This is a genomic window from Ktedonobacter robiniae (genome assembly GCF_016587375.1).
Classification (GTDB): domain Bacteria; phylum Chloroflexota; class Ktedonobacteria; order Ktedonobacterales; family Ktedonobacteraceae; genus Ktedonobacter; species Ktedonobacter robiniae.
In genome coordinates this window covers 665,065-686,487 of record NZ_BNJG01000003.1, presented here as the reverse complement: position 1 = coordinate 686,487, position 21,423 = coordinate 665,065, and the positions used below count along the sequence as shown (strand labels likewise).

Annotated in this window: 20 protein-coding genes and 1 riboswitch; of the genes, 10 read left to right on the top strand and 10 right to left on the bottom strand. The window is 56.4% G+C overall.

Annotated features, from left to right (window positions below):
• Positions 1-144 precede the first annotated feature (144 nt).
• The 3 genes from JMJ04_RS35640 to JMJ04_RS35630 all read left to right on the top strand — a co-directional run bounded on the left by JMJ04_RS35640 (position 145) and on the right by JMJ04_RS35630 (position 4,600).
• Positions 145-1,917 carry a M3 family oligoendopeptidase gene (locus JMJ04_RS35640; protein WP_201376142.1) on the top strand — a complete coding sequence of 591 codons (1,773 nt, stop codon included), beginning with the start codon at positions 145-147 and terminating at the stop codon, positions 1,915-1,917.
• A 354-nt stretch (positions 1,918-2,271) separates the two neighbouring features.
• Positions 2,272-2,610: a cupin domain-containing protein gene (locus JMJ04_RS35635; protein ID WP_236038806.1), complete on the top strand. Its 339-nt coding sequence runs from the start codon at positions 2,272-2,274 to the stop codon at positions 2,608-2,610.
• 196 nt (positions 2,611-2,806) lie between these two features.
• The gene (locus JMJ04_RS35630) at positions 2,807-4,600 is read left to right on the top strand and encodes an L-lactate permease (RefSeq protein ID WP_201375126.1); all 1,794 of its coding nucleotides are present in this window, start codon (positions 2,807-2,809) and stop codon (positions 4,598-4,600) included.
• A gap of 79 nt (positions 4,601-4,679) precedes the next feature.
• On the opposite strand, the gene JMJ04_RS35625 is transcribed toward JMJ04_RS35630, so the two are convergent.
• Positions 4,680-5,456 carry a metallophosphoesterase family protein gene (locus JMJ04_RS35625; protein WP_201375125.1) on the bottom strand — a complete coding sequence of 259 codons (777 nt, stop codon included), beginning with the start codon at positions 5,454-5,456 and terminating at the stop codon, positions 4,680-4,682.
• A 313-nt stretch (positions 5,457-5,769) separates the two neighbouring features.
• On the opposite strand from JMJ04_RS35625, the gene JMJ04_RS47425 reads away from it, so the two are divergent.
• Genes JMJ04_RS47425 through JMJ04_RS35610 form a run of 3 tightly spaced genes read left to right on the top strand, consistent with a single transcriptional unit; the run spans position 5,770 to position 7,343 of the window.
• Positions 5,770-6,522, top strand: a complete 753-nt coding sequence (locus JMJ04_RS47425) for a group II truncated hemoglobin (RefSeq protein WP_236038803.1) — start codon at positions 5,770-5,772, stop codon at positions 6,520-6,522.
• A 33-nt stretch (positions 6,523-6,555) separates the two neighbouring features.
• On the top strand, positions 6,556-7,236 hold the full coding sequence (locus tag JMJ04_RS35615; RefSeq protein WP_201375124.1) for an NAD(P)/FAD-dependent oxidoreductase: 681 nt from the start codon (positions 6,556-6,558) through the stop codon (positions 7,234-7,236).
• Entirely contained in the window at positions 7,203-7,343 is a 141-nt protein-coding gene (locus tag JMJ04_RS35610) for a hypothetical protein (protein ID WP_201375123.1), read from the top strand. The genes JMJ04_RS35615 and JMJ04_RS35610 overlap by 34 nt, the downstream gene beginning before the upstream one ends.
• Positions 7,344-7,416: 73 nt before the next feature.
• On the opposite strand, the gene JMJ04_RS35605 is transcribed toward JMJ04_RS35610, so the two are convergent.
• From JMJ04_RS35605 to JMJ04_RS35570, 8 genes are all read right to left on the bottom strand, one after another.
• Complete coding sequence (locus JMJ04_RS35605; protein WP_201375122.1) at positions 7,417-8,973, bottom strand: alkaline phosphatase family protein; 1,557 nt, start codon at positions 8,971-8,973, stop codon at positions 7,417-7,419.
• 279 nt (positions 8,974-9,252) lie between these two features.
• On the bottom strand, positions 9,253-10,266 hold the full coding sequence (locus JMJ04_RS35600; RefSeq protein WP_201375121.1) for an alpha-hydroxy acid oxidase: 1,014 nt from the start codon (positions 10,264-10,266) through the stop codon (positions 9,253-9,255).
• Positions 10,267-10,496: 230 nt separating this feature from the next.
• Positions 10,497-10,997, bottom strand: a complete 501-nt coding sequence (locus JMJ04_RS35595; RefSeq protein ID WP_201375120.1) for a hypothetical protein — start codon at positions 10,995-10,997, stop codon at positions 10,497-10,499.
• A gap of 299 nt (positions 10,998-11,296) precedes the next feature.
• Entirely contained in the window at positions 11,297-11,896 is a 600-nt protein-coding gene (locus tag JMJ04_RS35590) for a riboflavin synthase (protein WP_201375119.1), read from the bottom strand.
• Positions 11,897-11,924: 28 nt separating this feature from the next.
• The gene (ribH, locus tag JMJ04_RS35585) at positions 11,925-12,407 is read right to left on the bottom strand and encodes a 6,7-dimethyl-8-ribityllumazine synthase (RefSeq protein WP_201375118.1); all 483 of its coding nucleotides are present in this window, start codon (positions 12,405-12,407) and stop codon (positions 11,925-11,927) included.
• Positions 12,404-13,693 (bottom strand): 3,4-dihydroxy-2-butanone-4-phosphate synthase, encoded by a 1,290-nt coding sequence (ribB, locus tag JMJ04_RS35580; protein WP_201375117.1) that lies wholly within the window; start codon positions 13,691-13,693, stop codon positions 12,404-12,406. The genes ribH and ribB overlap by 4 nt, the downstream gene beginning before the upstream one ends.
• A gap of 351 nt (positions 13,694-14,044) precedes the next feature.
• Positions 14,045-14,202, bottom strand: a riboswitch (FMN riboswitch).
• 209 nt (positions 14,203-14,411) lie between these two features.
• A complete protein-coding gene (locus tag JMJ04_RS35575) occupies positions 14,412-15,131 on the bottom strand; it encodes a PQQ-binding-like beta-propeller repeat protein (RefSeq protein WP_201375116.1) in 720 nt (239 codons plus the stop codon).
• Entirely contained in the window at positions 15,128-15,820 is a 693-nt protein-coding gene (locus JMJ04_RS35570) for an outer membrane protein assembly factor BamB family protein (protein ID WP_201375115.1), read from the bottom strand. The genes JMJ04_RS35575 and JMJ04_RS35570 overlap by 4 nt, the downstream gene beginning before the upstream one ends.
• Positions 15,821-16,083: 263 nt before the next feature.
• On the opposite strand from JMJ04_RS35570, the gene JMJ04_RS35565 reads away from it, so the two are divergent.
• From JMJ04_RS35565 to JMJ04_RS35550, 4 genes are all read left to right on the top strand, one after another.
• A complete protein-coding gene (locus JMJ04_RS35565) occupies positions 16,084-16,983 on the top strand; it encodes an LLM class flavin-dependent oxidoreductase (RefSeq protein ID WP_201375114.1) in 900 nt (299 codons plus the stop codon).
• Entirely contained in the window at positions 16,980-19,145 is a 2,166-nt protein-coding gene (locus tag JMJ04_RS35560) for an oxidoreductase (protein ID WP_201375113.1), read from the top strand. The genes JMJ04_RS35565 and JMJ04_RS35560 overlap by 4 nt, the downstream gene beginning before the upstream one ends.
• A gap of 21 nt (positions 19,146-19,166) precedes the next feature.
• Positions 19,167-19,961: an SDR family NAD(P)-dependent oxidoreductase gene (locus tag JMJ04_RS35555; RefSeq protein ID WP_201375112.1), complete on the top strand. Its 795-nt coding sequence runs from the start codon at positions 19,167-19,169 to the stop codon at positions 19,959-19,961.
• Between the two features lie 133 nt (positions 19,962-20,094).
• Positions 20,095-20,889: an enoyl-CoA hydratase family protein gene (locus JMJ04_RS35550; protein WP_201375111.1), complete on the top strand. Its 795-nt coding sequence runs from the start codon at positions 20,095-20,097 to the stop codon at positions 20,887-20,889.
• Between the two features lie 122 nt (positions 20,890-21,011).
• Here the strand turns inward: JMJ04_RS35550 and JMJ04_RS35545 are convergent, their stop codons facing one another.
• Positions 21,012-21,173 (bottom strand): hypothetical protein, encoded by a 162-nt coding sequence (locus JMJ04_RS35545; RefSeq protein ID WP_201375110.1) that lies wholly within the window; start codon positions 21,171-21,173, stop codon positions 21,012-21,014.
• Positions 21,174-21,423: the final 250 nt, after the last annotated feature.

The following is a 21,423-nucleotide window of genomic DNA, read 5'->3' as shown; positions in this document are numbered from 1 at the left end:
TACTCTATGCGAAGCACAGTAGGTGGAGGAGAGGAAGGTGGATATGCGCTGGGTATGGACAGGTGCTACAATACTCTCATCCCCACTGTTCCGTTTTTAGAAGGAGAGAGTTTCGTGTCAACAACAGCATTGCCGCATTGGGACATGACGGTGGTCTATCCCGGGTTGGACTCGCCGGAGTTCGCTCAGGGGCTGAGCCAGGTCTTGCAACATATTGATGAGCTAGCGAGATTCTTTACTGAGAAGCAAGTGCAGGTCTTGCCGGCAGCTCCGGTACTCGATGACGCCTTTGTGCGTGACTTTGAGCAGGTCGTAGCGCGCTACAATGCCATGAGTGACGAGGTACGTACCATCTCTGTCTATATCAGCAGCTTTGTCAATACCAACTCGCAAGACAACCTGGCCCAGGCGAAATATAGCGAGTTGCAGCGCGGCCTGACGTTGTTAGCGCAACAATCTACCCGTTTTACGGCCTGGATTGGCTCGCTCGACGTTGAGGTGTTAATTGAGCGCTCGCAGGTAGCCCGAGATCACGCCTTCCCGCTGCGTAAAGCATATAAGCAGGCACGCCACCTGATGTCGCCCGTTGAAGAGGAGCTGGCCTCTGAACTCAATGTCAGTAGCGGCTCAGCCTGGACCAAATTGCATGGCAATATTTCTTCCCAACTTAATGTGCCGCTGGAGATCGATGGCGAGACGAAGAGCTATCCCATGAGCGCCATTCGCAACATGGCCTTTAGCGAGGAACGCGACCTGCGCCGGCGTGCCTACGAGGCCGAACTGGCTGCCTGGAAGAGTAACGCGGTCCCCCTGTCTGCGGCGCTTAACAGCATCAAGAACGAGGTCAACGTGATCTCGCGTCGTCGCCAGTGGGAGTCGCCGCTGGAGGCCTCGCTCTTTGATAGCAGTATTGATCGTGAGACGCTTGACGCTATGCTCTCGGCGGCGCGCGCCTCTTTTCCCGATTGGCGACGCTATCTGCGTACCAAGGCGCGCCTGCTGGGCCTGGAGAAACTGGCCTGGTACGATCTCTTCGCTCCCGTGGCGCGGGAGAGCAAGGTATGGGAGTTCGCAGAGGCCAGCAACTTTATCATTGAGCAGTTTGGGAGCTACTCGCAGCGCCTCTCGGACTACGCGGCGCGTGCCTTCCGCGAGCGCTGGATCGATGCCGAGCCACGTCCTGGTAAGCGTGATGGGGCATATTGTGCCTCGCTGCGCGCCGATGAGTCACGCATCTTGGCCAACTTCAAACCAGCCTTTGCTGGCATGAGCACGCTGGCGCATGAGCTAGGGCATGGCTATCACAATCTGAATATGCTCAAGCGTACAGCCTTGCAGCGCCGACACCCCATGACCCTGGCGGAGACAGCCAGCATCTTCTGTGAGACCATCATTCGCCACGCCACCCTCGGCCAGGTCGAACCTTCCGAGCAGATCGCCATCCTGGAGGCCTCGCTCCAGGGTTCATGCCAGGTTGTTGTAGATATTACCAGCCGCTTCCTCTTCGAGCAGAATGTCTTCGAGAAGCGCCAGCGTCGCGAGCTCTCAGTCGATGAGCTAAACGAGCTGATGCTGGATTCGCAGCGCCAGACCTATGGCGATGGCCTGGATGAAGCCGTGCTGCACCCCTATATGTGGGCGGTCAAGGGCCATTACTACAACACGGGGCGTTCCTACTACAACTACCCCTACATGTTTGGTCTGCTCTTCGGCCTGGGCCTCTATGCTCGCTATCAGCAGCAGCCCGAGGAGTTTAAGCAGAGCTATGACGACCTGCTCTCCTCAACCGGCATGGCCAGCGCCGCCGAGCTAGCTCAGCGCTTCGGCATCGACATCCGCAGCGAGTCCTTCTGGCGCTCCAGCCTCGACATTACCCGCCAGGATATCGACCTCTTCGAGCAATTGGCAGAGAAGTAGTAAGATCTAATACAAGTTGGTGGCGCTGACTGCGTGCCAGCGCCACCAACTTGTATTAGGCGCAGGATAGTAGTTGTTTTAATCCTCCTGATATGTTCGTGACAGCAACGCCTCTCCCTAATCGTGAACCTTTGCTGCCTGGCCGTTGTTATTGGGGTAATCATGCATCAACACAGCCCACGCAGTTGCTAGGCTTTACGGTGCTCTAGCTTCTTCATTTGCCTGATTGTTGCCTGACTGAGGAAGTGGTATGCCATGTTTTGAGAAAAGTGGCACTTTCTTTGGAGCCACATAGCGCGCGATAATACTAAGCAGGACTACAGTGTACCATCAAAATGAAGAACAGGAGCAAATATGCCAGAGAAGCAGGCTTTTACCTTAGCAGATATATTTGCCGCGCGTGAGCAGGCGGGAAAGCTCTATCACGAGTTTCTGCGTGAACCGTCGATGAGCGTGGGCCTCTACCAGTTGGAGGTGGGCGCGAGTGATCCCCAGCAACCGCACACTGAGGACGAACTATATTATATTGTTCAGGGGCGTGGTCAGCTTCAGGTGGCGCAGGAGCATATCGCAGTCGAGCCTGGCTCGCTGGTCTTTGTCCCCGCCAACATGGAGCACCGTTTTCATTCGATCACGGAGGCTCTGAGCGTGCTTGTCTTCTTCGCACCCGCAGAATATTCGCAGCGTGGGTGAGGTGAGTTACAACCCTAAAGGGCACAAGGTACGCGTCTAAGCTGAGGGTTTGCACGCCGCTGGGAGGCCCAGGTGCGTACGTAAGTAGCGCATATTCCATGTTATACTACGCTTAATACTCTTGTTCTCCCTGGAGGTGAGCGCGCACAATGATGTCGCGCGCTATGGTCATACGATGTCGCAAGGAGGTCAGTGTATGACATGGACTCAATCCTACACGCCTGTCCTGGGTAATCTCTTCCTCTCCGCGCTTATCGCGGCCCTACCTGTTATCGTACTGCTTGGTCTACTAGGTTTCTTTCATGTGCGAGCACACTGGGCCGCCCTGGCGGGCCTGGCTACAGCCTTGCTTGCCGCGCTCCTCGTCTTTGGTATGCCCGCACAAAAAGCTCTTGCCGCTACACTGAATGGCGCGGCCTACGGCCTCTTTCCTATTGGCTGGATTATTATTGGCGCTATCTTTGTCTATGATATTACTGTGCGCACAGGCAACTTTGAGATTGTCAAGCAGACGGTGGCGAATCTGGCGGATGACCGTCGTCTGCAATTACTTTTGATTGCCTTTAGCTTCGGGGCCTTCGTTGAAGGAGCGGCCGGATTTGGTACGCCAGTCGCGGTGACGGCGGCTATGCTGATTGGCTTGGGCTTTCGTCCCCTGCCCGCGGCGGGCCTGGCTTTGATTGGGAATACCGCGCCCGTGGCCTTTGGCGCGCTCGGGGCGCCCATCAACGGTTTGTCGACAGTCACAGGAATCCCAGTAGATGTGTTGAGCGCGATGATTGGGCGCCAACTCCCCTTCTTCTCGCTTATCGTTCCCTTCTGGCTCATCTTCGCTATGTCGGGCTGGAGAAGTATGCTTGAGGTCTGGCCCGCCTGCCTGGTTACAGGTCTGAGCTTCGCGTTGACGCAGTTTGTGGTTAGTAACTACTTTACCTATACACTGGTGGATATTATTGGCGCCCTGGTCTCAATTCTCTGCCTGGTCGTTTTTCTGCGTATCTGGAAGCCTAAGACAACCTGGCGCTTTGCCGAAGAGCGTCAGGCAAGCATAAACCCTACAGATATGGCAGAGGAGGTCTCAACGGCTGGAGGATCTGGGGTCGGGGAGCAACCTATTCCAGCCTCGGCGAGCGCTGTTTCACTGGATGAGAGCGATGTTGAGTTGGCGCGTGCCACGACCAGTTCTGCTGATGCTGGTGCGGTCAGCCTTGCTCCTGACGCCGGGGAGATTTCTTTTCAGCGCGCCTTTATAGCCTGGCTGCCCTGGATTATTCTCGCCGTGATTCTTTTCATCTGGGGTCTGGCGGGCGTCAAAGCCTGGTTCAACACTCTCTCCGATCCTAAGATTCCCGTGCCCTTCCTGCACAACCTCGTTCTGCGCGCTCCACCAGTAGTTGCTACGCCGACGAAGGAGGCTGCGCTCTTTGATTTCAACTGGCTCTCCGCCACGGGTACAGCCCTGCTGCTTACGGGTGTCATCTCGGGTTTTGTCCTGGGCTTGAGTCCCCTGGCACTTTTGAAGACTTTCTGGGGCACGCTGATGCGTCTGCGCTTCTCGCTCCTGACCATTGCGGCTATGCTTGCGATAGGCTACACGACGCGTTACGCTGGACTGGATGCGACCATGGGCCTGGCCTTTGCTAGCACGGGTCTGCTCTTTCCTTTCTTCTCGCCCGTCCTGGGCTGGCTTGGCGTGGCCTTGACGGGGAGCGATACCTCATCCAACGTACTCTTTGGAAGCTTGCAGACCATCACAGCCAAAAAACTGGGCATCTCACCTGTACTGGCCGCTGCCTCCAATTCCAGCGGAGGTGTGATGGGTAAGATGCTCGACGCCCAGAGCATTGTCGTCGCGGGCGTCGCTACGGGCCAGAAGGGTGGCGAGGGCAATATCCTGCGCTATGTCTTCGTGCATAGTGTGATTCTGGTTTCCCTGGTAGGCATTCTCGTTCTGCTCCAGGCATATGTCTTCCCGGGCATGATTCCCTAGTGTGAGCGGTGAAAAAATAACAAGACACAGGCCAGTAACGGAAACGATCACACTTCCGTTGCTGGCCTTCTCGCTTTTCTCATATCTGCGCCCAGGGTGATATTTTTTCGCCGCGCATGAATTGTGTCAGAAACTTCTCCGCTGGATGTGAGATCTTCTGGATGGCCTCGACGACGGCCTGGTGGTCGTAATCGACGAAGCGTTGCTGGAGTTGATAGTCGTTTGTATTGGCGTCGAGCAGGGCGTAACTGGCTTGTAAAGAGGGGATGATGGGATTACTTACACTACCGAGATTAAGCACATGGATATTATCCACGCGACGCTCTAGGGGGAAATGTGTATGCCCAACAATTACCAGGTCAGCCTCTGCTGGGGCGAGAGCCTTGCGCAATTCCTCCTCACTCAAGGCTGGATGAATGCCTGGACCGTCATCCAGGCCCGGCGCAGCGTGTACGCCCAACACACGTATGCCATTCGTCAGGGTCAGACGAATCTCCAGCGGGAGTTGGGCCAGCCAATCCCACCAGCCTCGCGCCTGAATAAAGCCCTGAGTCCAGGCAAAGTTAGCTGCGAGTTCGGCCAACCTGGCAACCAGGTGGGGCTGAGTCTGCGCCTCTTCCAGGGTAGGTCCAGGTCGCTCGCCAGTAATGATGTAGCGATCAGTATTGCCACGCGTAAAGCTGGCGTTGGGCAAGGCTGTGACCCGTTCGAGCACACCCACTGGATCGTGACCAAGTGCCGAGAAGTCACCCAGTATCCAGTAACCATCGACACCTCCCTGCTTTTGAATATCCGCTAGAACCGCATCCAACGCGATGGAATTGCCATGAATGTCAGACAAGATAGCGAGACGCATGCTGTGTCCTTTCGACAGTAATTTTACCAGAAATATGGAGCTCTATCTATAAGAGTATAGATGAGAAGTACAGCTTTGTCACATTCTGAACCAGAAACGTGTTTATATACAACCTTATGGAAGTACTACTATTCCTCTGGGGGTGAGGAACAATACGGTTTGTCGTTCCCAAACCACCTGTCAAAATTGACAGGCTTTATTCAGGAGAAATAGACAGCGACAAGCTGGTGTAAACAACTTATAATATGCAAGAAGTGAAACAAGCAAGCAGGCTTGTTTCGTTCCCATTCTGATACTAGAAAGATACAAAAGTTTGACAGAAAAACAAGAACCAATCCTGTTTGAGTGGGCCGGTGGGTTGGCAGCTTTAACGCGTATGACGCGCATTTTTTACGAGAAGTATGTACCGCAAGATGCGCTCCTGGCTCCTCTTTTCGCAGATATGGCACCGGATCACCCCGAACGTGTAGCTACCTGGCTCGGCGAAGTTTTTGGAGGGCCAAAGACCTACACTGAACACTATGGTGGCTACTCACGTATGGTCTCCCAGCATATAGGGAAGGGACTCACTGAGGCTCAGAGAGCTCGATGGGCCTACTTGATCTGCCAAGCTGCCGATGAGGCCGGTTTGCCGACCGATCCGGAGTTCCGCTCAGCCTTTGTCTCCTACATTGAGTGGGGATCACGGTTGGCCGTAGAAAACTCGACCCCAGGCGCACATCCCCCGCTTCATATGCCCGTACCCAGATGGGACTGGGGCACAGCAGGCCCTCCAGGTATTAGAGTCTCCGCCTTGGCCGAGCAGCCCGTGGAGCAAGAGAGTGTCGCCCTTCCCGCAGCCGATGAACCAGTGCATTTCTCAGAGCATATTCAGCCACTATTTCGCCCAAAGGATCGACAATCAATGAAATGGGCATTCGATCTGTGGTCGTACGAGGATGTCAAAAATCACGCCTCTACCATTCTGCACCGCCTGCAAAGCGGGTCGATGCCGTGTGATGGTGCCTGGTCACAAGAAAAACTCGATCTCTTCCAACGTTGGATTACTTCTGGTATGTCACAATAGTCGCAGGAGCGCGATGTTGAGCGGCAGAAAGAGTTGCTGACCTTTGTAATTGTGGGCGCGGGCCCGACTGGTGTCGAGATGGCGGGGGCTATCGCCGAGGTTGCGCGCAAGGTGCTAACGTCTGAGTTCCGCCATATTGATCCCTCGCTGGCGCGTATCGTCCTGATTGAGGCACATGAGCGGGTACTGGGCAATTTTCCTGAGAAACTTTCGCATCGTGCCGAGCAGGAGCTACGCCGTCTAGGTGTAGAGATCTGTACGGAGACCTTTGTGACGCAAATTGATGAGCGTGGTGTCGTTGCCAACGGTGAGCGTATCCAGGCCTGCACTGTGTTCTGGACGGCGGGTGTTCAGGCTTCGCCCGCCGCGAGCTGGCTAGACGTAGAGGCGGATGGCGCGGGTCGCGTGCCTGTGGCTGAAGATTTAAGTGTGCCAGGTTTAGAGAATGTCTTTGTGATTGGCGATACCGCAGCCTGTACATGGCGAGGGCGCCTCTTGCCGGGTGTGGCTCCAGTTGCCATGCAGCAGGGAGTATATGTGGCGCGGCTCATCGCTGCCAGAGTGGCTGGTCGAGCTATGCCGCCCTTCCATTATGTGGATAAGGGTAACCTGGCGACCATTGGGCGCGGCTTTGCTGTCTTGCAAATGGCCGTCTCAAGCTCTGGGGTTTCCCTGCCTGGGTGTTGTGGCTACTCATCCACATCTACTACTTGATTGGCTTTGAGGACCGCATCCTGGTCCTGATGCAGTGGGCCTGGGCCTATATCACGTTCCGGCGCGGCGTACGCCTGATTACCCAGGTTGAGCCGTTGACCTCCTAAGCCGTTACCTTTAAGCTAAAAAGCGAAGTGGCGCGGGATTGTCCCGCGCCACTTCGCTTTTTAGCTTAACGATTTATTTCCTGACGGGTTCGCCGGTGTTGGGATCGAGGATCAGGCGGTGATCATCGCCTCCACTGTGGGAGAAGTTGAACATGTTCTGCATGCTGCCAGCGATGGCGTCGGAAGACTGATCGCCGATGCGACCCGTGTTCCAGTTGTCCTCGATGAAGCTCAGAACAGAGCTCTGATCGGTGATAGAGTGATCGACGTAGTTCTGCTTGGCGTAGGGCGAGATGACCATCAGGGGCAGGCGAGGACCGTAACCGCAGCGACCAGAGTAGGTGCCAGCCTTGGGTGTGCCACAGGCACCAGTGCCGGTCAAGGCATCGTTAGGATCGTTCGACTGCATCAGGACGGGAGGCATAACATGGTCGTACCAGCCATCGGAGTCGTCATACGAGATCACGACAGCGGTGCTGTTCCAGTCGCGGCTGCGCTGCAAGCGGTTGATGGTATCAACCAGGAAGTGCTGCTCGTCGAGGGGATTGGAGTAGCCAGCGTGGCCGTCCTGGTAAGCAGGGGCCTTCAGGAAGCTGACGGCAGGCATGTTGCCAGCGTCGATGGAGCTCCAGAAATCGCTCATATCATACTGGTGGTTGGCCTGGTCAGTCTTACCAATCATCTTCGCCGAGGTAGGCGCCAGGTGATGGGGGTTGGCGGTCGACTGGTAGTACTGGAAAGGCTGATGGTGAGGGATATAATCAGTGACGGATGAGCCAGCGATATTGGTGTGGGCCGAACCACAGACGGCTTTACCATTGGTGGTAGCCGTTGGGCGGAAGCCACCCTCGAACCAGCCCCAGGTGACGTTCTTGCTGTTGAGCAGATCGCCAACGTTTTTGCCTGTCAGTGCACCATTGGTAGAGTTAGAGCAATCGTCATAGGCAGGATCGAAGTCGTTGAGTACAGAGCCATTGGAGATCATGGGATGGCCAGGTGATGCGAGAGTGCTAGGGGTGGCGCCGTGGGTCTGGCCCGAGATCAGATTCAGCGCGCCAGGGGTCGATGGACCAAAGGTGGTGCCGAATGAGTTGTCGTTCATGGCATAGTTCTGAGCGTAGTTCCAGAGGCCCGTGACCGTGTTACCATCATAGTAGTCCATCACGATAGACTTATCTGGGCAACTGCCGCCACTGGCGGACTCTACAAACTTATCGACCAGGCCATGATCATAGGCCTTCTGCTCGTCGGTGTAGGCATGATCCTGGTCGCAGGTAACGGCCTGAGAGCGGCCCAGGCGAGTTGGATTGGCCGCGTTTGGATTATTGTTCAGCAGAGCATCGGTGAGACCATTGACCGAGGGGGTACCAGGGAGAGCTTTGAAAGTTGGCTCACCCGCGCTGTTTTTGGCATTTGGATAGGTGCCAAAATAGTGGTCAAAAGAGACATTTTCCTGAAAGATAACGACAACGTGTTTGATTGGTGTCCGGGTTTTTGGCCCTGACTGCCAGTCTGGGGTATTATCGGTTGGTGCGGCAAGTGCCGAACGTGCGACATTGAAGGATGCAAAGAGCACGCCTAGAAGCGCCACAATGCCTAGAACAGCGAATAATTTACGCGATTTCTTCATACAGGTAGCATCGACTCCTTTTCCGGATTTTTCCATAAGTGCCTTTCGGCAACCTGAGCGCGAAGCGCTAGCCACGGTAGTGGCGTTGGTTTCCGCATAAGAGAGGTTAATTGAGTTAAAATTGCCAATATGATGCTCTTTAGCTAATTACTTTGGTAATGATCATACCAACAATTACCAGGTTAATTAGTTAAAGTTATATGCTCCGCGTCTTGATTGTAGCGCTTCTGTGTTAAGGCTTTGCTAAGTAAGCGTTAAAAGGCGTGAAATATTCTTTTTTTAGCGGCGAATGAGCGTGGGTGTGATCTGTTTGAGGGTTGGGGCGCCGCAGAGGGCCATTGCCAGTTCCAGCTCATTGCGGAGGAGTTCCAGGACGTGGCGCACGCCCTCCTGCCCATTGACGGCCAGGCCCCAGAGAACTGGACGTCCAACGAGGACGGCGTGCGCGCCCAGCGCCAAGGCCTTGATGACATCGGTACCCCGGCGAATGCCGCCATCAAAATAGACCTCGCAGCGTCCACTGCTTGCCTCAACTACCTCGGGGAGCGCCTCCAGGCTGGTAATGGCTCCGTCCAGTTGCCGCCCTCCATGATTGGAGACGACGATACCATCGGCGCCATGCTCTAGGGCCAGGATGGTGTCTTCCCCTGTCAGAACGCCCTTGACCAGGATGGGGAGCGAGGTGAGCGATTTGAGCCAGGCCAGGTCTCTCCAGGTCAACGAAGGCTTGAGCTTGGTGACGTCTGGTACATCGAAATTGGCCGATACAGGCAGATGAAAGGCGTTGCGCAGGTCGCGCTCGCGGTTGCCGAAGCGCGGGACATCGACGGTCAGAACGATGGCTTTATAGCCCGCTTGCTCGGCTCGTTGGACCACGTCGACTGTGATAGTGTTGTCGTCAAAGACATACAGTTGGAACCAGAGTGGTCCACTGGCGGCTGCGGCCACATCTTCTAGCCTGCGGGAGGAGACCGAAGAGGCGGTTAGCAAGGTGCCTGCTTGGCCCACGCCGCGCGCGGTCTCGCACTCGCCCTCGGGATGAGCAAAGCCGTGTTGTGCCGTGGGGGCGACCAGGATAGGCATAGAGACGGGGCTGCCCAGCACGCTTGTCGAGGTATCACAGGTGGTAACGTCTACAAGCATACGTGGCCGTAAACGAATATGGTCAAAAATGGCGCGATTGGCGTGTAGCGTGATCTCATCGCCGCTACCGCCCGCGTAGTAGTCCCAGTGAGCGGCGTTCATGCGCGCCTGGGCCGGGGCTTCGTAGTCCATTACATTAAAATACTGCATGCAGTGCCTCCTACCTTATTTCTCGCGTCTGTGGCGCTCGCCTGGTAGATGGTATGGGGCGCCAGAGCGGCCATAGGCTGCCCTGGCGCCCCATACCATCTACCACAAATAATTCGCATACGGAGTCAGCTAAAATTAGCTTAGACCATTATGTAGGAGAAAGCAAGGTAGAAGCAAAAGGGGGTGGCTATGTCGAGACAACCATCCCCCTTTGGTAAGGTATCCAGGTTTTAGCGCTCGGGGATGTTAAGAGCATTCGCTACATCGTGGAGGACCTGAGTCTCCTGTGGGCTGATGTTCTGGCCAGCGATATTGCCCTTTTCGGTTGCGGCATTGGCGACATCCTGACCAACCTCTAGTAGCCAGAGCTTGAAGGACTGCGCTTCTTGAGGTGTACCCTTTGTTTGCAGAATACTAGATACCTGGCGACACTCCTCAATGCTTTGATCTCTCAAGCGCTGGGCATTGGACTGACTAAGGGCACTGCGCGCGGTATTGGTCCAGCTCTCGATCTGGTCACGGCCAATGCCTTTGGGCATAATATCTTGCACGAGCTGGCTGTCACGATGGCGATCAGCCGCCTGGCGCATGCTATTGACGATGGTCGTGCCCTCTTTGATGGAACCCACCAATCCGCTGGGGGATGCGGCTGCGACCGCCCCACCAACGCTCAGGGGTGCGTGACAGATAAGTTTCCATTCTTCGGCTGTAAAGTCAGACCTTGAAGTCATGATATGTACCCTTTCTTCTCTGGATTTCTCAGCGCCTGCGGCGCTTCGCGGGGAGAGGTGGTGTGGTGAGCCGTGGCAGCGGTAGGCTGCCACGGCTCACCACACCACCCTACTCTTGTTCTCAATGCCAGTATACATGGTGGAAAAATATTGGTCCCGTGTGTAAGACCAACGCTGCTAAAGCACGTACATATCAAGGAGCGACGCCTCCCATACTCCATATGTAGACGCGTGCGCTTGCCCCCGAATGGGGGTTAGCAGCGTCGTGCTCTCCGGCATCGTTCCTGCACCCTCGATGTTTAAACGCTTGTTTCTTGTCCTACATAGTGTTGCAGGTGTTGAACGACGTAGCGCCCGATGATATCGCTTTCAATGTTGAGTAGCATGCCGGGTTGCGCCTCGCCCAGGTTGGTGTGCTCCTGGGTGTAGGGGATGAGGGCGAAGGTAAAGCGGTCGGCCAGGACGTCGATGATGGTCAGACTGACGCCATTCAGGGCGATAAAGCCCTTGGGGATGATGTATGAGCGTAGCTCCTGGGGGAGGGCTACCTCGACCTGGAGGGCCATACCATCCTGAGTGACGTTGAGGACGGGCGCAGCGGCCTCGATATGACCCTGAACCATGTGTCCACCGATGCGGCCCTGATTAGGAAGTGAGCGCTCCAGGTTGACCTTATCCCCAGGCTTAAGCGAACCCAGGCGCGTGCGGCGCAGGGTTTCGGGCATGGTGTCGACATAGAACCAGTCGGGTCCCATCTCGGTTACAGTCAGGCAGATGCCGTCGACGGCTACGCTGTCTTTGATCTCCAGGTCCGCCAGGACGAGCGAGGCGGAGATGGTGAGGCCGCGCTCCCCACAGGCTTTGAGGGTTCCTAATTCTTCAACGATTCCAGAAAACATACTACTTTCTCGCTTTCTTTGCTTTCTTTTAATTATGTGTATGCAGTTGTTGCAGGCTGCGGGCCATTTCGACTGCGGCCCGGGCGCATTCTGTGGCGCGTTCGATGCGCTCTTCGGCCTGTTGCTGGCTCTCGGCGCAGATGACGCCGAAGATGATGGGGATACCGCTCTCCAGAGCAAGGCGCTGGATACCCTGTGCCGCGGCATCACTGACGACGACGTCGTGGCGTGTGGCGCCCTTCATGACGCAGCCGATGCAGAGCAGGGCGTCGTAGTGCGCACTGGCGAGCATGCCATGGGCGAGGGTCGCCAGTTCAAACGCGCCGGGGACGCTACGGGCCTGAATATGCTCGGGTGCGACGCCCAGGCGGATCAGTTCAGCGGTGGCCTGCTCAAGCATGGCGCCTGTGATGGCCCAGTTGTAGCGCGCAACGACGATACCGATGTGTAGATCTCGTCCGTCCAGGTCGGGTTCGGGCAGGTGAATAGAGAGGTTTGGCGTTGTCATCATAGGATTGTTCCTTCCTGATTGGCACCATGAGATGTGCCGAGCTGTAAGAGATGACCTAGACGTTGCTGCTTGGTGGCGAGATAGCTCTGGTTTTCGTGTGTAGGCTTGATCTCCAGGGAGACACGCTCAACCTGGATGCCGCTTTCGTTCAGGGCCTGAATCTTGCGCGGATTGTTGGTCAGCAGGCGCACATGGGTCAGCGAGAGGTCGCGCAGGATGGCGAGCGCGCTATCATAGCGGCGCGCATCCACGGGATAGCCAAGCAGCTCGTTGGCGCTGATCGTATCGTAGCCCTGGTCCTGTAGGGCGTAGGCCTGGATCTTGGCGCTCAGCCCGATGCCGCGTCCCTCCTGGGGCAGATAGATGAGGATACCACGCCCCTCTTCGGCGATGCGCTGGAGGGAGGTGTGGAGCTGAGCCTGACAATCGCAACGCTTTGAGCCAAAGATGTCGCCAGTGGTACAGGCCGAATGCAGGCGTAATAGCGGTGGTTCTTGCCTGTCTGTTGCAAGATCGCCGAGGCTGAAGGCCAGGTAATGCTGATCGCTGGCGATCTCCAGGTAGTCGCGCAGGAGAAAGTTGCTGTTCGCGATAGGGAGGCGGGTCGTGGCGATGAGGCGGACCTGCTCTTGTGAGCGATAGTGGGCGATGGCGTCCACGGTTACAATGCCGATTCCCCACTGGCGTGCCAGGGCGTGCAATTCTTCACCACGGGCCGCCTCGCCCTCGTCGTTGAGCACTTCGCAGATCACCGCCGCTGGCTCCAGGCCCGCGAGGCGTGCCAGGTCAACCGAGGCCTCGGTATGCCCACGCCGCTCAAGCGTGCCTTGCGGCCTGGCCATGAGCGGGAAGACGTGTCCAGGTCGTGCCAGGTCGGAGGGCTGTGTAGCGGGATTGACCAGGGCGCGAATGGTTGTGGCGCGGTCGCGTGCGGAGATACCCGTAGTAGTGCCAGAGCGTGCATCAACGGAGGACGTAAAAGCGGTCCCTTGTAATGGCTGGTCTGACTGATCGAGCATGGGGAGCTTCAGCGCGGCGAGCCGCTCCGTGCTGAGAGAGGTGCAGATCAGCCCGCGTGCCGAACGCAGCATAAAGTTAATGGCCTCGGGCGTGACAAATTGAGCGGCCAGGCAGAGATCGGCCTCATTCTCGCGCTCCTCGTCGTCACAGATGAGCACCATCTTACCCGCGCGCATGGCCTCAATCGCCTCCGGCACGCTGATATAGTGTGTTTGTGATCCCGCCTCTAGTTCTTGAGCATGGATATTCAAGCCAAGAGTTTGCATAGCGCTTTCTCCTTGCGATTCCAAACAGCAAGAATATCTTCAGAGGCAGAACATGGGGAAAGCAGTGTGAGTAACAGACATGAATGGGGGAGACGAGCGCATCATAAGTAGCTCTGTACCTGATGTCCTTTAGGGTAGCAAGTAGCAGTTCTTAATAGCGCTGAGAGCGGCCATGACACGTATACGTAGACGGGTTTCTAAGCAGTGCGCAGCAGCATTGAACTATATGGCCTGACGCTGCTCAAGCACGCATCTACATATGATGGTACCAAGTATATGTAGACGCGTGCTTGAGTAGCGTCAGGCTACATATTGGCACCATCATGTACGCGCATAGCGCTCATGTGGTTATTTCGTCTTCTCCCATCCAGACTATACTGTCGGCCCTGGAGTTTCACCAGATCCACCGTGGAACACGGGTCGCGGACTGTAACCGCCGGTCGGGAATTGCAGAGCTGCCTTCTCCATAGAGAATGGCAATCTCTCCTCACCCTGCCCCGAAGACATTCAATTGTGAGAAAAACTTCTATTAAGAAAATAATACAAAATTCATCAGATGTCAAATTAAGATATCTGCATCACAGGATTTTCGGTTTATCCGCCCTGGCTCGCAAGCTTGCCGGGGTAAAGGGGTGTGGTGGCTGGTTGGCTGGCTCCGCCAGCCAACCAGCCACCACACCCCTTAGCTCCTGAGCGTCGCAGGCGCGAAGGGTGTTTATTAAGCGGCTAAGTTGATGGAGGTGATGCCTGTGGTGGTGCCGATGAAGATCTGCTGGCCGCTGATGGTTGGCGTGGCGAAGCGTGTCGTCGCATCAATGGCTAGAGAGGCACGAGTGGAGCCATTAGCGCTATTGAGTGCATAGAGCGTCCCCTGGGGGGCTAATGTGTAGACTGTGTGACCAGCGATGATGGGTGAGCCATTGATTTGTGAAGGAGCCTTCCAGCCGGGGGTAATGCTGCCATCCGTATTGACAGTGATCTGCTGAACGCCATCAACACAGGGGAGGAAGACCTGGCTCCCATCAGTGGCGGCGCCGCCGAAGGAGCGGCAGACAGTCTGCTCATTGAGCTGGCCTCCTACGCCGCCCAGTGCATGCGCGCGTACAACGTAACCTTGACCGGACTTGCCCGCGCTAAAGATCAGGCCATTGGAGAGCAGGACGGGACTCATTGAGCCCAGGTCGGCATCGGTAGAGTTATCCTGTGCCCACTGCTGGGGCGCGAAGCCTTCCTCAAGCTCAAGCTCAGGCGAGAGACGTAAGACGGAATCGGTATGGTCCCAATCTCCACTTGTAGATTCACCATTCCCGACCGCAACATAAAGTTTCTGGTCGGCGTCGATAACTGGACCTGGAGGCGCCCAGATGCCCCCCTCGCGGTTGGTCGGTACCTGGTAGACGAGGAGCTTTCCCTGGCCATCGGTGCGTGAACCAATCACGGTCCCATGGTAGTTGCCGCAATCACCAGCCAGGCCACCCAGCGCGACATAGACCGTGTTATTGGCAAGGGCGAGCGCCGCCCGCTGCTGGTGTGAAACGACCTCGATACCAGGGGGTCAATGTCGCGCCTGACCTTTACCTGCCCCGATTGCACGTCGACGCCCACCAGAATATGAGCTGGTCCCTGGCTAATCTCTGCGACCGCGAAGACCAACCTGGTCGCGGGATCATAGACCGGCGTGCCGGTAATTCCAAGAGGGTCAATATTGCCACATGGCAAGTTGCTACGTGCGGCAGGCGTACCCACATGCCGTTGCCATTGTATTTGCCCTGTTTTGGTATCCAGGGCATAGAGCGTATCATTCTCGGTTGCCACTATGACATGGTTGCCAATTACCAGCGGCTCGGCATACACCGCGCCATCCAACTTGAGGCTCCAGGCCTTGCTGAGGCTGCGTGGATTAGGTGTATTTGGTAGGTAACCGCTGCGTGCGTCATCATGATGGTACATAGTCCAATCGGTGTTGTTGCCAGGAGTGGGTATACTAGTCGGTAGAGTCGTAGGGTGCGGATTATGAATGGTTGATGTCTTGTCAGTGGATGACTGTGATCCATTTGTCGCACAGGCCGCAAGTATAAGAGCCAGGCAACAGAGGAGTGAGAGCAACGAGATACGTTTTCCAGGCATGGTTTTCCTCTTCAAGAGCCTATGCTAGCATGGGCTCTACAAAACGACAATATACAGAGATAGTAATCAATATAATACACGTTTGACGCATGCGGGTTTTTCGCGCCTACGGCGCCCATAGGTGAAAGATGTGATGGTTATGTGCAGCAGTAACCGCTACTTGCGTAAGCGGCTACTGCTTGAGATATGGCGATACGATGTGGCATACTGTTAAGTAATCCAGCCAGAAAAAAACGGAAAAAAAGTAACAAGGGGGTTACTCTATGCGCGTCGGAATAGGCTTACCTGGCGGTGTGCCGGGCACCGATGGACACCTCGTGGTAGAATGGGCGCGTCAGGCAGAATATGGCCCTTTCTCCAGCCTGGGCGTCATTGATCGCGTCGTCTACGATAGCTATGATCCTCTTACCGCGCTTACTGCCGCCGCTGCTGTGACACGGCGTCTCCAGCTTGTTAGCATGATCATTATCGCTCCCCTGCGCAATCCTATGCTCCTCGCCAAGCAAGCAACCAGTATTGATGCCCTCTCAGATGGTCGCCTCGTTCTGGGCGTGGCCGTTGGTGCACGCCAGGATGATTACGACGCCGTTGGTATTGAGTACCAGGAGCGTGGCCGGAGCTTTACCGAGATGCTGGGGATGCTGCGCGATTTGTGGGACGATCCAGCCTTTGGTCCGGTGAAGCGGCGCGCGGGTGGCCCGCCGCTGCTGATAGGGGGACAGAGCGACCAGGTGTTTTCCCGCATGGCGCGCTATGGGGAGGGCTATGTACATGGTGGAGGTCCGCCCAAGACCTTTGCGCGCGCGGCTGCCAAGGCCCTTGCCGCCTGGAGCGACATGGGGCGCCCAGGTAGACCGCAACTGCGCGCCCAGGCTTATTTCGCCCTTGGTGAAGAAGAGAAACTGCATGGTATGAGCTACCTGCGCGACTACTACGCCTTTACAGGCCCTTTTGCCCAGAAGATCGCCGAGGGCCTGCTGACTACCCCCCAGGCCATTGCGCAATACTTGCGTGGCTACGCGGAAGCGGGCTGCGACGAGGTCATCCTCTTCCCCACCGTCCCGCATATAGAGCAGGTCGAGCGTCTGGCAAAGGTGCTACAAGGTCTGGGTTACTCCAACGGGCATACCGTCGCGAGAAAGGGTGAGGAGGGTGGCTGGTGAAGATAGTTATCCTGGGTGGAGGGCCAGCAGGCCTCTATTGTGGTCTCCTGCTCAAGAAGGCACATCCCGATTATGATATCACTATCCTTGAGCGTAACCCGCCCGACGTGACCTATGGCTGGGGTGTCGTCTTCTCAGATCGGACGTTGTCATCTTTCCAGCATGCCGATTACCCTACCTACGAACAGCTCACCAGTGGCTTTGTGATCTGGGACGCAATCGATGTCTACTACCGTAGAGAGACCATCCGCTGTGGTGGTCATGTCATCGCCAGCGTCTCGCGCGTCTTCCTGCTCGACATCCTGCGCCAGCGCTGTGCCGAACTGGGCGTGAACCTGCGCTTCGGCTACCCGGTACAGGATCTGGAGCAGCTTGGTCCCTATGATCTTCTGATCGCGGCCGATGGGATCAACAGCGTCGTGCGCCAGGCATATGCCGAGCACTTTAAGCCGAAGATAGAGTCAGGCAAGGCGCGCTATATCTGGCTCGGTGTCGACAAGGTGCTCGACGCCTTCACCTTTATCTTTCAAGAAAATGAACATGGTCTCTTCCAGGTCCATGCTTATCCCTCCAGCGGCTCCTCAAGCACTTTTATTGTAGAGTGCGCCGAGCAAACCTGGCTGAGCGCGGGCCTGGACCAGGCGAGTGAGGAGGAGAGCCTGGCCTATTGTGAGCGGCTCTTTGCCGACTTCTTACAGGGCGCGCCCCTGCTCTCCAACAAGTCGCGCTGGATCAATTTTCCCACGCTCAAGACGCGGCACTGGCACCATAAGAACATCGTGCTGCTTGGGGACGCCGCGCATACGGCGCATTTCTCCATTGGTTCAGGCACCAAACTTGCCATGGAGGACGCTATCAAGCTCGCCGAGGCCCTGGCGGGTGCAAGTGACCTGGAGAGCGCGCTCAACACCTACGAGCTTGAGCGCAAGCCAGTCGTGGAGCTATTCCAGCGGGCGGCTCAGGAGAGCCGCGTCTATTTCGAGACCTTGAGCCGCTACCTGTGCCTCGATCCTATGACCTTCACCTTCCAACTGCTAACGCGTAGCGGACGCGTAACCTATGATGATCTACGCCTGCGCGACACCCATTTCGGTGATGCCATCGCGCGCCACTGGGCCTCTCAAGCTCAGCATACCGTATTGGGTGATTCCGCCTACCCTTCTCAGGGCATAGAGCTGTTGGTCGCGCCTCCTCCGCTCTTTACACCCTTTAAGGTGCGTGAGCTGCTGCTGACTAACCGCATTGTCTCTCAGCCAGGAGCGCCAGAAGAGGCTGAGGTGGGTTGTCCAGCTCCCGCATATGCTGAGCTCCTGGAGAGGGCTGTTGCCAGCGGAGCAGGCCTGGTCCTGAGCGAGATGGTGGCTGTGGAGGCTGAGGGGCGCATCCATTCCGGTAGCCTGGGGTTATACCAGCGCGATCACCTGGAGGCCTGGCGAGCCATCGTCTCCGCCGTTCATGCGCGCCCCGGCGCGAAAATCGGCCTGCAACTTGGGCATGCGGGACGGCGTGGCGCGACCTATCCTCGTTCGCAGGGCCTGGATAGACCTCTCAGTGAGAGTGCCTGGCCACTTATCTCGGCCTCGCCCATCCCCTATACGGGACATAGCCAGATTCCCGAGGAGATGCAGCGGGAGAGCATGCAGCGAGTTTGCCAGGCCTTTGTCGCTGCGACTCGCATGGCGCAGGAGGCTGGTTTTGACCTGCTGACCCTCAACTATGCCCATGGCTATCTGCTTGCCAGCTTTCTTTCGCCGCTCACTAATAAACGTGAAGATATATATGGTGGCTTGCTTGAGAGGCGAATGCGCTACCCCCTGGAGCTCTTTGAGACCGTGCGCCAGGCCTGGCCGGCTGAGAAGCCCTTGGCCGTCTCGCTCAGCGTGGGCGATTGCCAGAAAGGCGGGATGGAGGTAGACGAGGCCATCCAGGTCGCGCGCCTCCTGCGTGAGCAGGGCTGTGATCTCCTTATCGTCGAGGCCGGGCAGACCACGCCAGCCAGCGAGCTTACCTATGGTCGTGGCTTCCTCACCGCGCTCAGCGACCGTGTGCGCAACGAGGCTGCCATCCCCACCCTCGTCGGCGGCTACCTAACTACTAGCAACGAGATCAATACCATCCTGGCAGCTGGTAGCGCCGACCTCTGCCTCTGGTACAGTGGATGAATAGAAACGTGAGGACGAACTATGACACAAGAGCAATATTTGCCGTTGGCGGGGAGACGCGCCATCGTCACGGGCGCCGGTCGGGGGATTGGACGCAGTATCGCCCTGGCGCTGGCGGATGCCGGAGCCGCCGTTGGCGTGACGGCGCGCTCGGCTGAAGAACTGGAGCAGCTCGTAAGTGAGATCAAGGCGAAGGGGCGTGAGAGCCTGGCTGTGTGCTGCGATGTGACCGATCCTGAGCAGGTGCGCAGCATGGCGCAAACGCTCCGGGCAGGCCTGGGTGGTGTCGATATCCTGGTCAATAACGCAGGAAACGCGGGCAGTCATAAGTTTGTGGATCATCCCGATGAACTCTGGCATCGCATGCTGGCCATTAACCTGACCAGCGTCTACTACGTCTGCAAGGCTCTGACACCGACCTTTATTGAGCAGCGTGGAGGGCGTATCATCAACATCGCCTCTATTGCCTCGCGTGTAGGGGATCGCTATATCGCCGCCTACACGGCCTCCAAGCATGGCGTGCTCGGCCTGACGCGCGCCCTGGCTGCCGAGCTGCTTCCTTATAATGTGACAGTAAACGCCATTTGTCCTGGTTACGTTGATACGCCCATGACGGATGGCAATGTGCGCAATATGATGACCCTGACTGGCAAGAGCGAGGAGCAGGTCCGTGACTTCCTGGCTAAAACAAGCCCCCAGCGCCGTCTGATCGCCCCTGAAGAGGTAGCAGGCCTGGCGGTCTACCTCGCCCAGGACATCGCCAAAGGTATCACAGGCCAGGCCATCAACCTCGATGGCGGCGGCGTTATGTCGTAAGCACCGCATGTGCATCACAAAGGGGTAAGGGGTGTGGTGACGAGGCTGGCAAAGCCAGCCTCGTCACCACACCCCTTACCCGGCGAGCCACGTAGTGGCGAGAAGTTATTGTATCAGAAAGCAAAGGAGCTTTATGAGTTACGACTTTCTCTATGAGGTAGGCGAAGATGGAATCGCTCACATTACACTTAACCGGCCCGAGGTCATGAACGCCCTGACCTTTGATATCTATGCCCAGTTACGCGACCTCTTTGCCGGGCTACGCGGCAATGACGAGGTGCGTGTAGTGGTGCTGACCGGTGCGGGCGAGCATTTCTGCTCTGGCGGGGATGTGCATGGAATTATTGGTGAGCTATTCAAGCGCGACATGAAAGGGCATCTGGAGTTTACACGCATGACAGGCGCGGTCGTGCAACATATGCGTTTGCTCGACAAGCCCATTATCGCGTCCCTCAATGGCATGACGGCGGGTGCGGGCGCGGTCCTGGCCCTGGCCTCAGACCTGCGTATCGCCTCGGAGAAGGCACGCATCGCCTTTCTCTTCTCGCGTGTAGGCTTAACAGGAGCTGACATGGGGGCGGCACACATGTTGCCGCGTGTCATCGGCATGGGGCGCGCCACCGAACTCTTGATGCTTGGCGACACCATCGATGCTACGACCGCCGAGCGCTACGGGCTTGTTAACCGCGTCGTTCCGTATGAGGAGTTACAGGAGGCCACCCTACAATGGGCGCGCAAGCTGGCCCAGGGTCCGGGTTTCGCTCTCTCCATGACTAAACACATGCTCAACGCCGAACAGCACATGGACATCGTCTCAGCGCTGGAGGCCGAAGCCCAGGCTCAGGCCTTGATGCTCATGGGCGAGGACCATCGCCTCTTCTACGAAGCGGCTAAGGACAAGCAGAAACCTAAATTCACTGGCCGTTAGCTTTATAGAAAGGGGATGTGCGTGTGTTTCTCGGCAGAAACCCGAGAAACACACGCACATCCCCTTTCTATTTTAAGCGCGACTGACTTTCTGGCAGGCCAGGAGAGGATTCAGGGAAGCATTTATTTCCCTTTACCAAAAATGCCCAGGAATTTTTTTTGCGCTTGCTTTGTCTTGGGTGCCTTGGGTCTGCCAAAGGAAATCAAAGGTTTTTTATTACCTCTCTTCCCTTTACCAGCTGAATTCGTCATTTTGCTCCGACGTTTGGGAAATAAGCTAGACATAACTCACTCCTTCATCTATGTATCTGACGTATCTTCTTCTGGCCTCTTTGTCCAGAGAAGTAAGAGCTATCAGATATAAGTATACAAGCGACCAATAATACTGAGTCTCATACCTCCGAAAGAAGTTATCTTTACTGACACCTGTATACTAAACAAGGTCTGGAGGAAGGCATGATCTTTTGCGGGCAAAGTGACTGGAATGGAAGACTTTCTGTGTCTTTCAGGACCTTATCCCTGTCAATTGTGATCT

Coding starts and splice junctions, on each gene's coding strand:
- JMJ04_RS35640 (WP_201376142.1), top strand. CDS start 145: ATGACGGTGGTCTATCCCGGGTTGGACTCGCCGGAGTTCGCTCAGGGG.
- JMJ04_RS35635 (WP_236038806.1), top strand. CDS start 2,272: ATGCCAGAGAAGCAGGCTTTTACCTTAGCAGATATATTTGCCGCGCGT.
- JMJ04_RS35630 (WP_201375126.1), top strand. CDS start 2,807: ATGACATGGACTCAATCCTACACGCCTGTCCTGGGTAATCTCTTCCTC.
- JMJ04_RS35625 (WP_201375125.1), bottom strand. CDS start 5,456: ATGCGTCTCGCTATCTTGTCTGACATTCATGGCAATTCCATCGCGTTG.
- JMJ04_RS35605 (WP_201375122.1), bottom strand. CDS start 8,973: ATGAAGAAATCGCGTAAATTATTCGCTGTTCTAGGCATTGTGGCGCTT.
- JMJ04_RS35600 (WP_201375121.1), bottom strand. CDS start 10,266: ATGCAGTATTTTAATGTAATGGACTACGAAGCCCCGGCCCAGGCGCGC.
- JMJ04_RS35595 (WP_201375120.1), bottom strand. CDS start 10,997: ATGACTTCAAGGTCTGACTTTACAGCCGAAGAATGGAAACTTATCTGT.
- JMJ04_RS35590 (WP_201375119.1), bottom strand. CDS start 11,896: ATGTTTTCTGGAATCGTTGAAGAATTAGGAACCCTCAAAGCCTGTGGG.
- ribH (WP_201375118.1), bottom strand. CDS start 12,407: ATGATGACAACGCCAAACCTCTCTATTCACCTGCCCGAACCCGACCTG.
- ribB (WP_201375117.1), bottom strand. CDS start 13,693: ATGCAAACTCTTGGCTTGAATATCCATGCTCAAGAACTAGAGGCGGGA.
- JMJ04_RS35570 (WP_201375115.1), bottom strand. CDS start 15,820: ATGCCTGGAAAACGTATCTCGTTGCTCTCACTCCTCTGTTGCCTGGCT.
- JMJ04_RS35565 (WP_201375114.1), top strand. CDS start 16,084: ATGCGCGTCGGAATAGGCTTACCTGGCGGTGTGCCGGGCACCGATGGA.
- JMJ04_RS35555 (WP_201375112.1), top strand. CDS start 19,167: ATGACACAAGAGCAATATTTGCCGTTGGCGGGGAGACGCGCCATCGTC.
- JMJ04_RS35550 (WP_201375111.1), top strand. CDS start 20,095: ATGAGTTACGACTTTCTCTATGAGGTAGGCGAAGATGGAATCGCTCAC.
- JMJ04_RS35545 (WP_201375110.1), bottom strand. CDS start 21,173: ATGTCTAGCTTATTTCCCAAACGTCGGAGCAAAATGACGAATTCAGCT.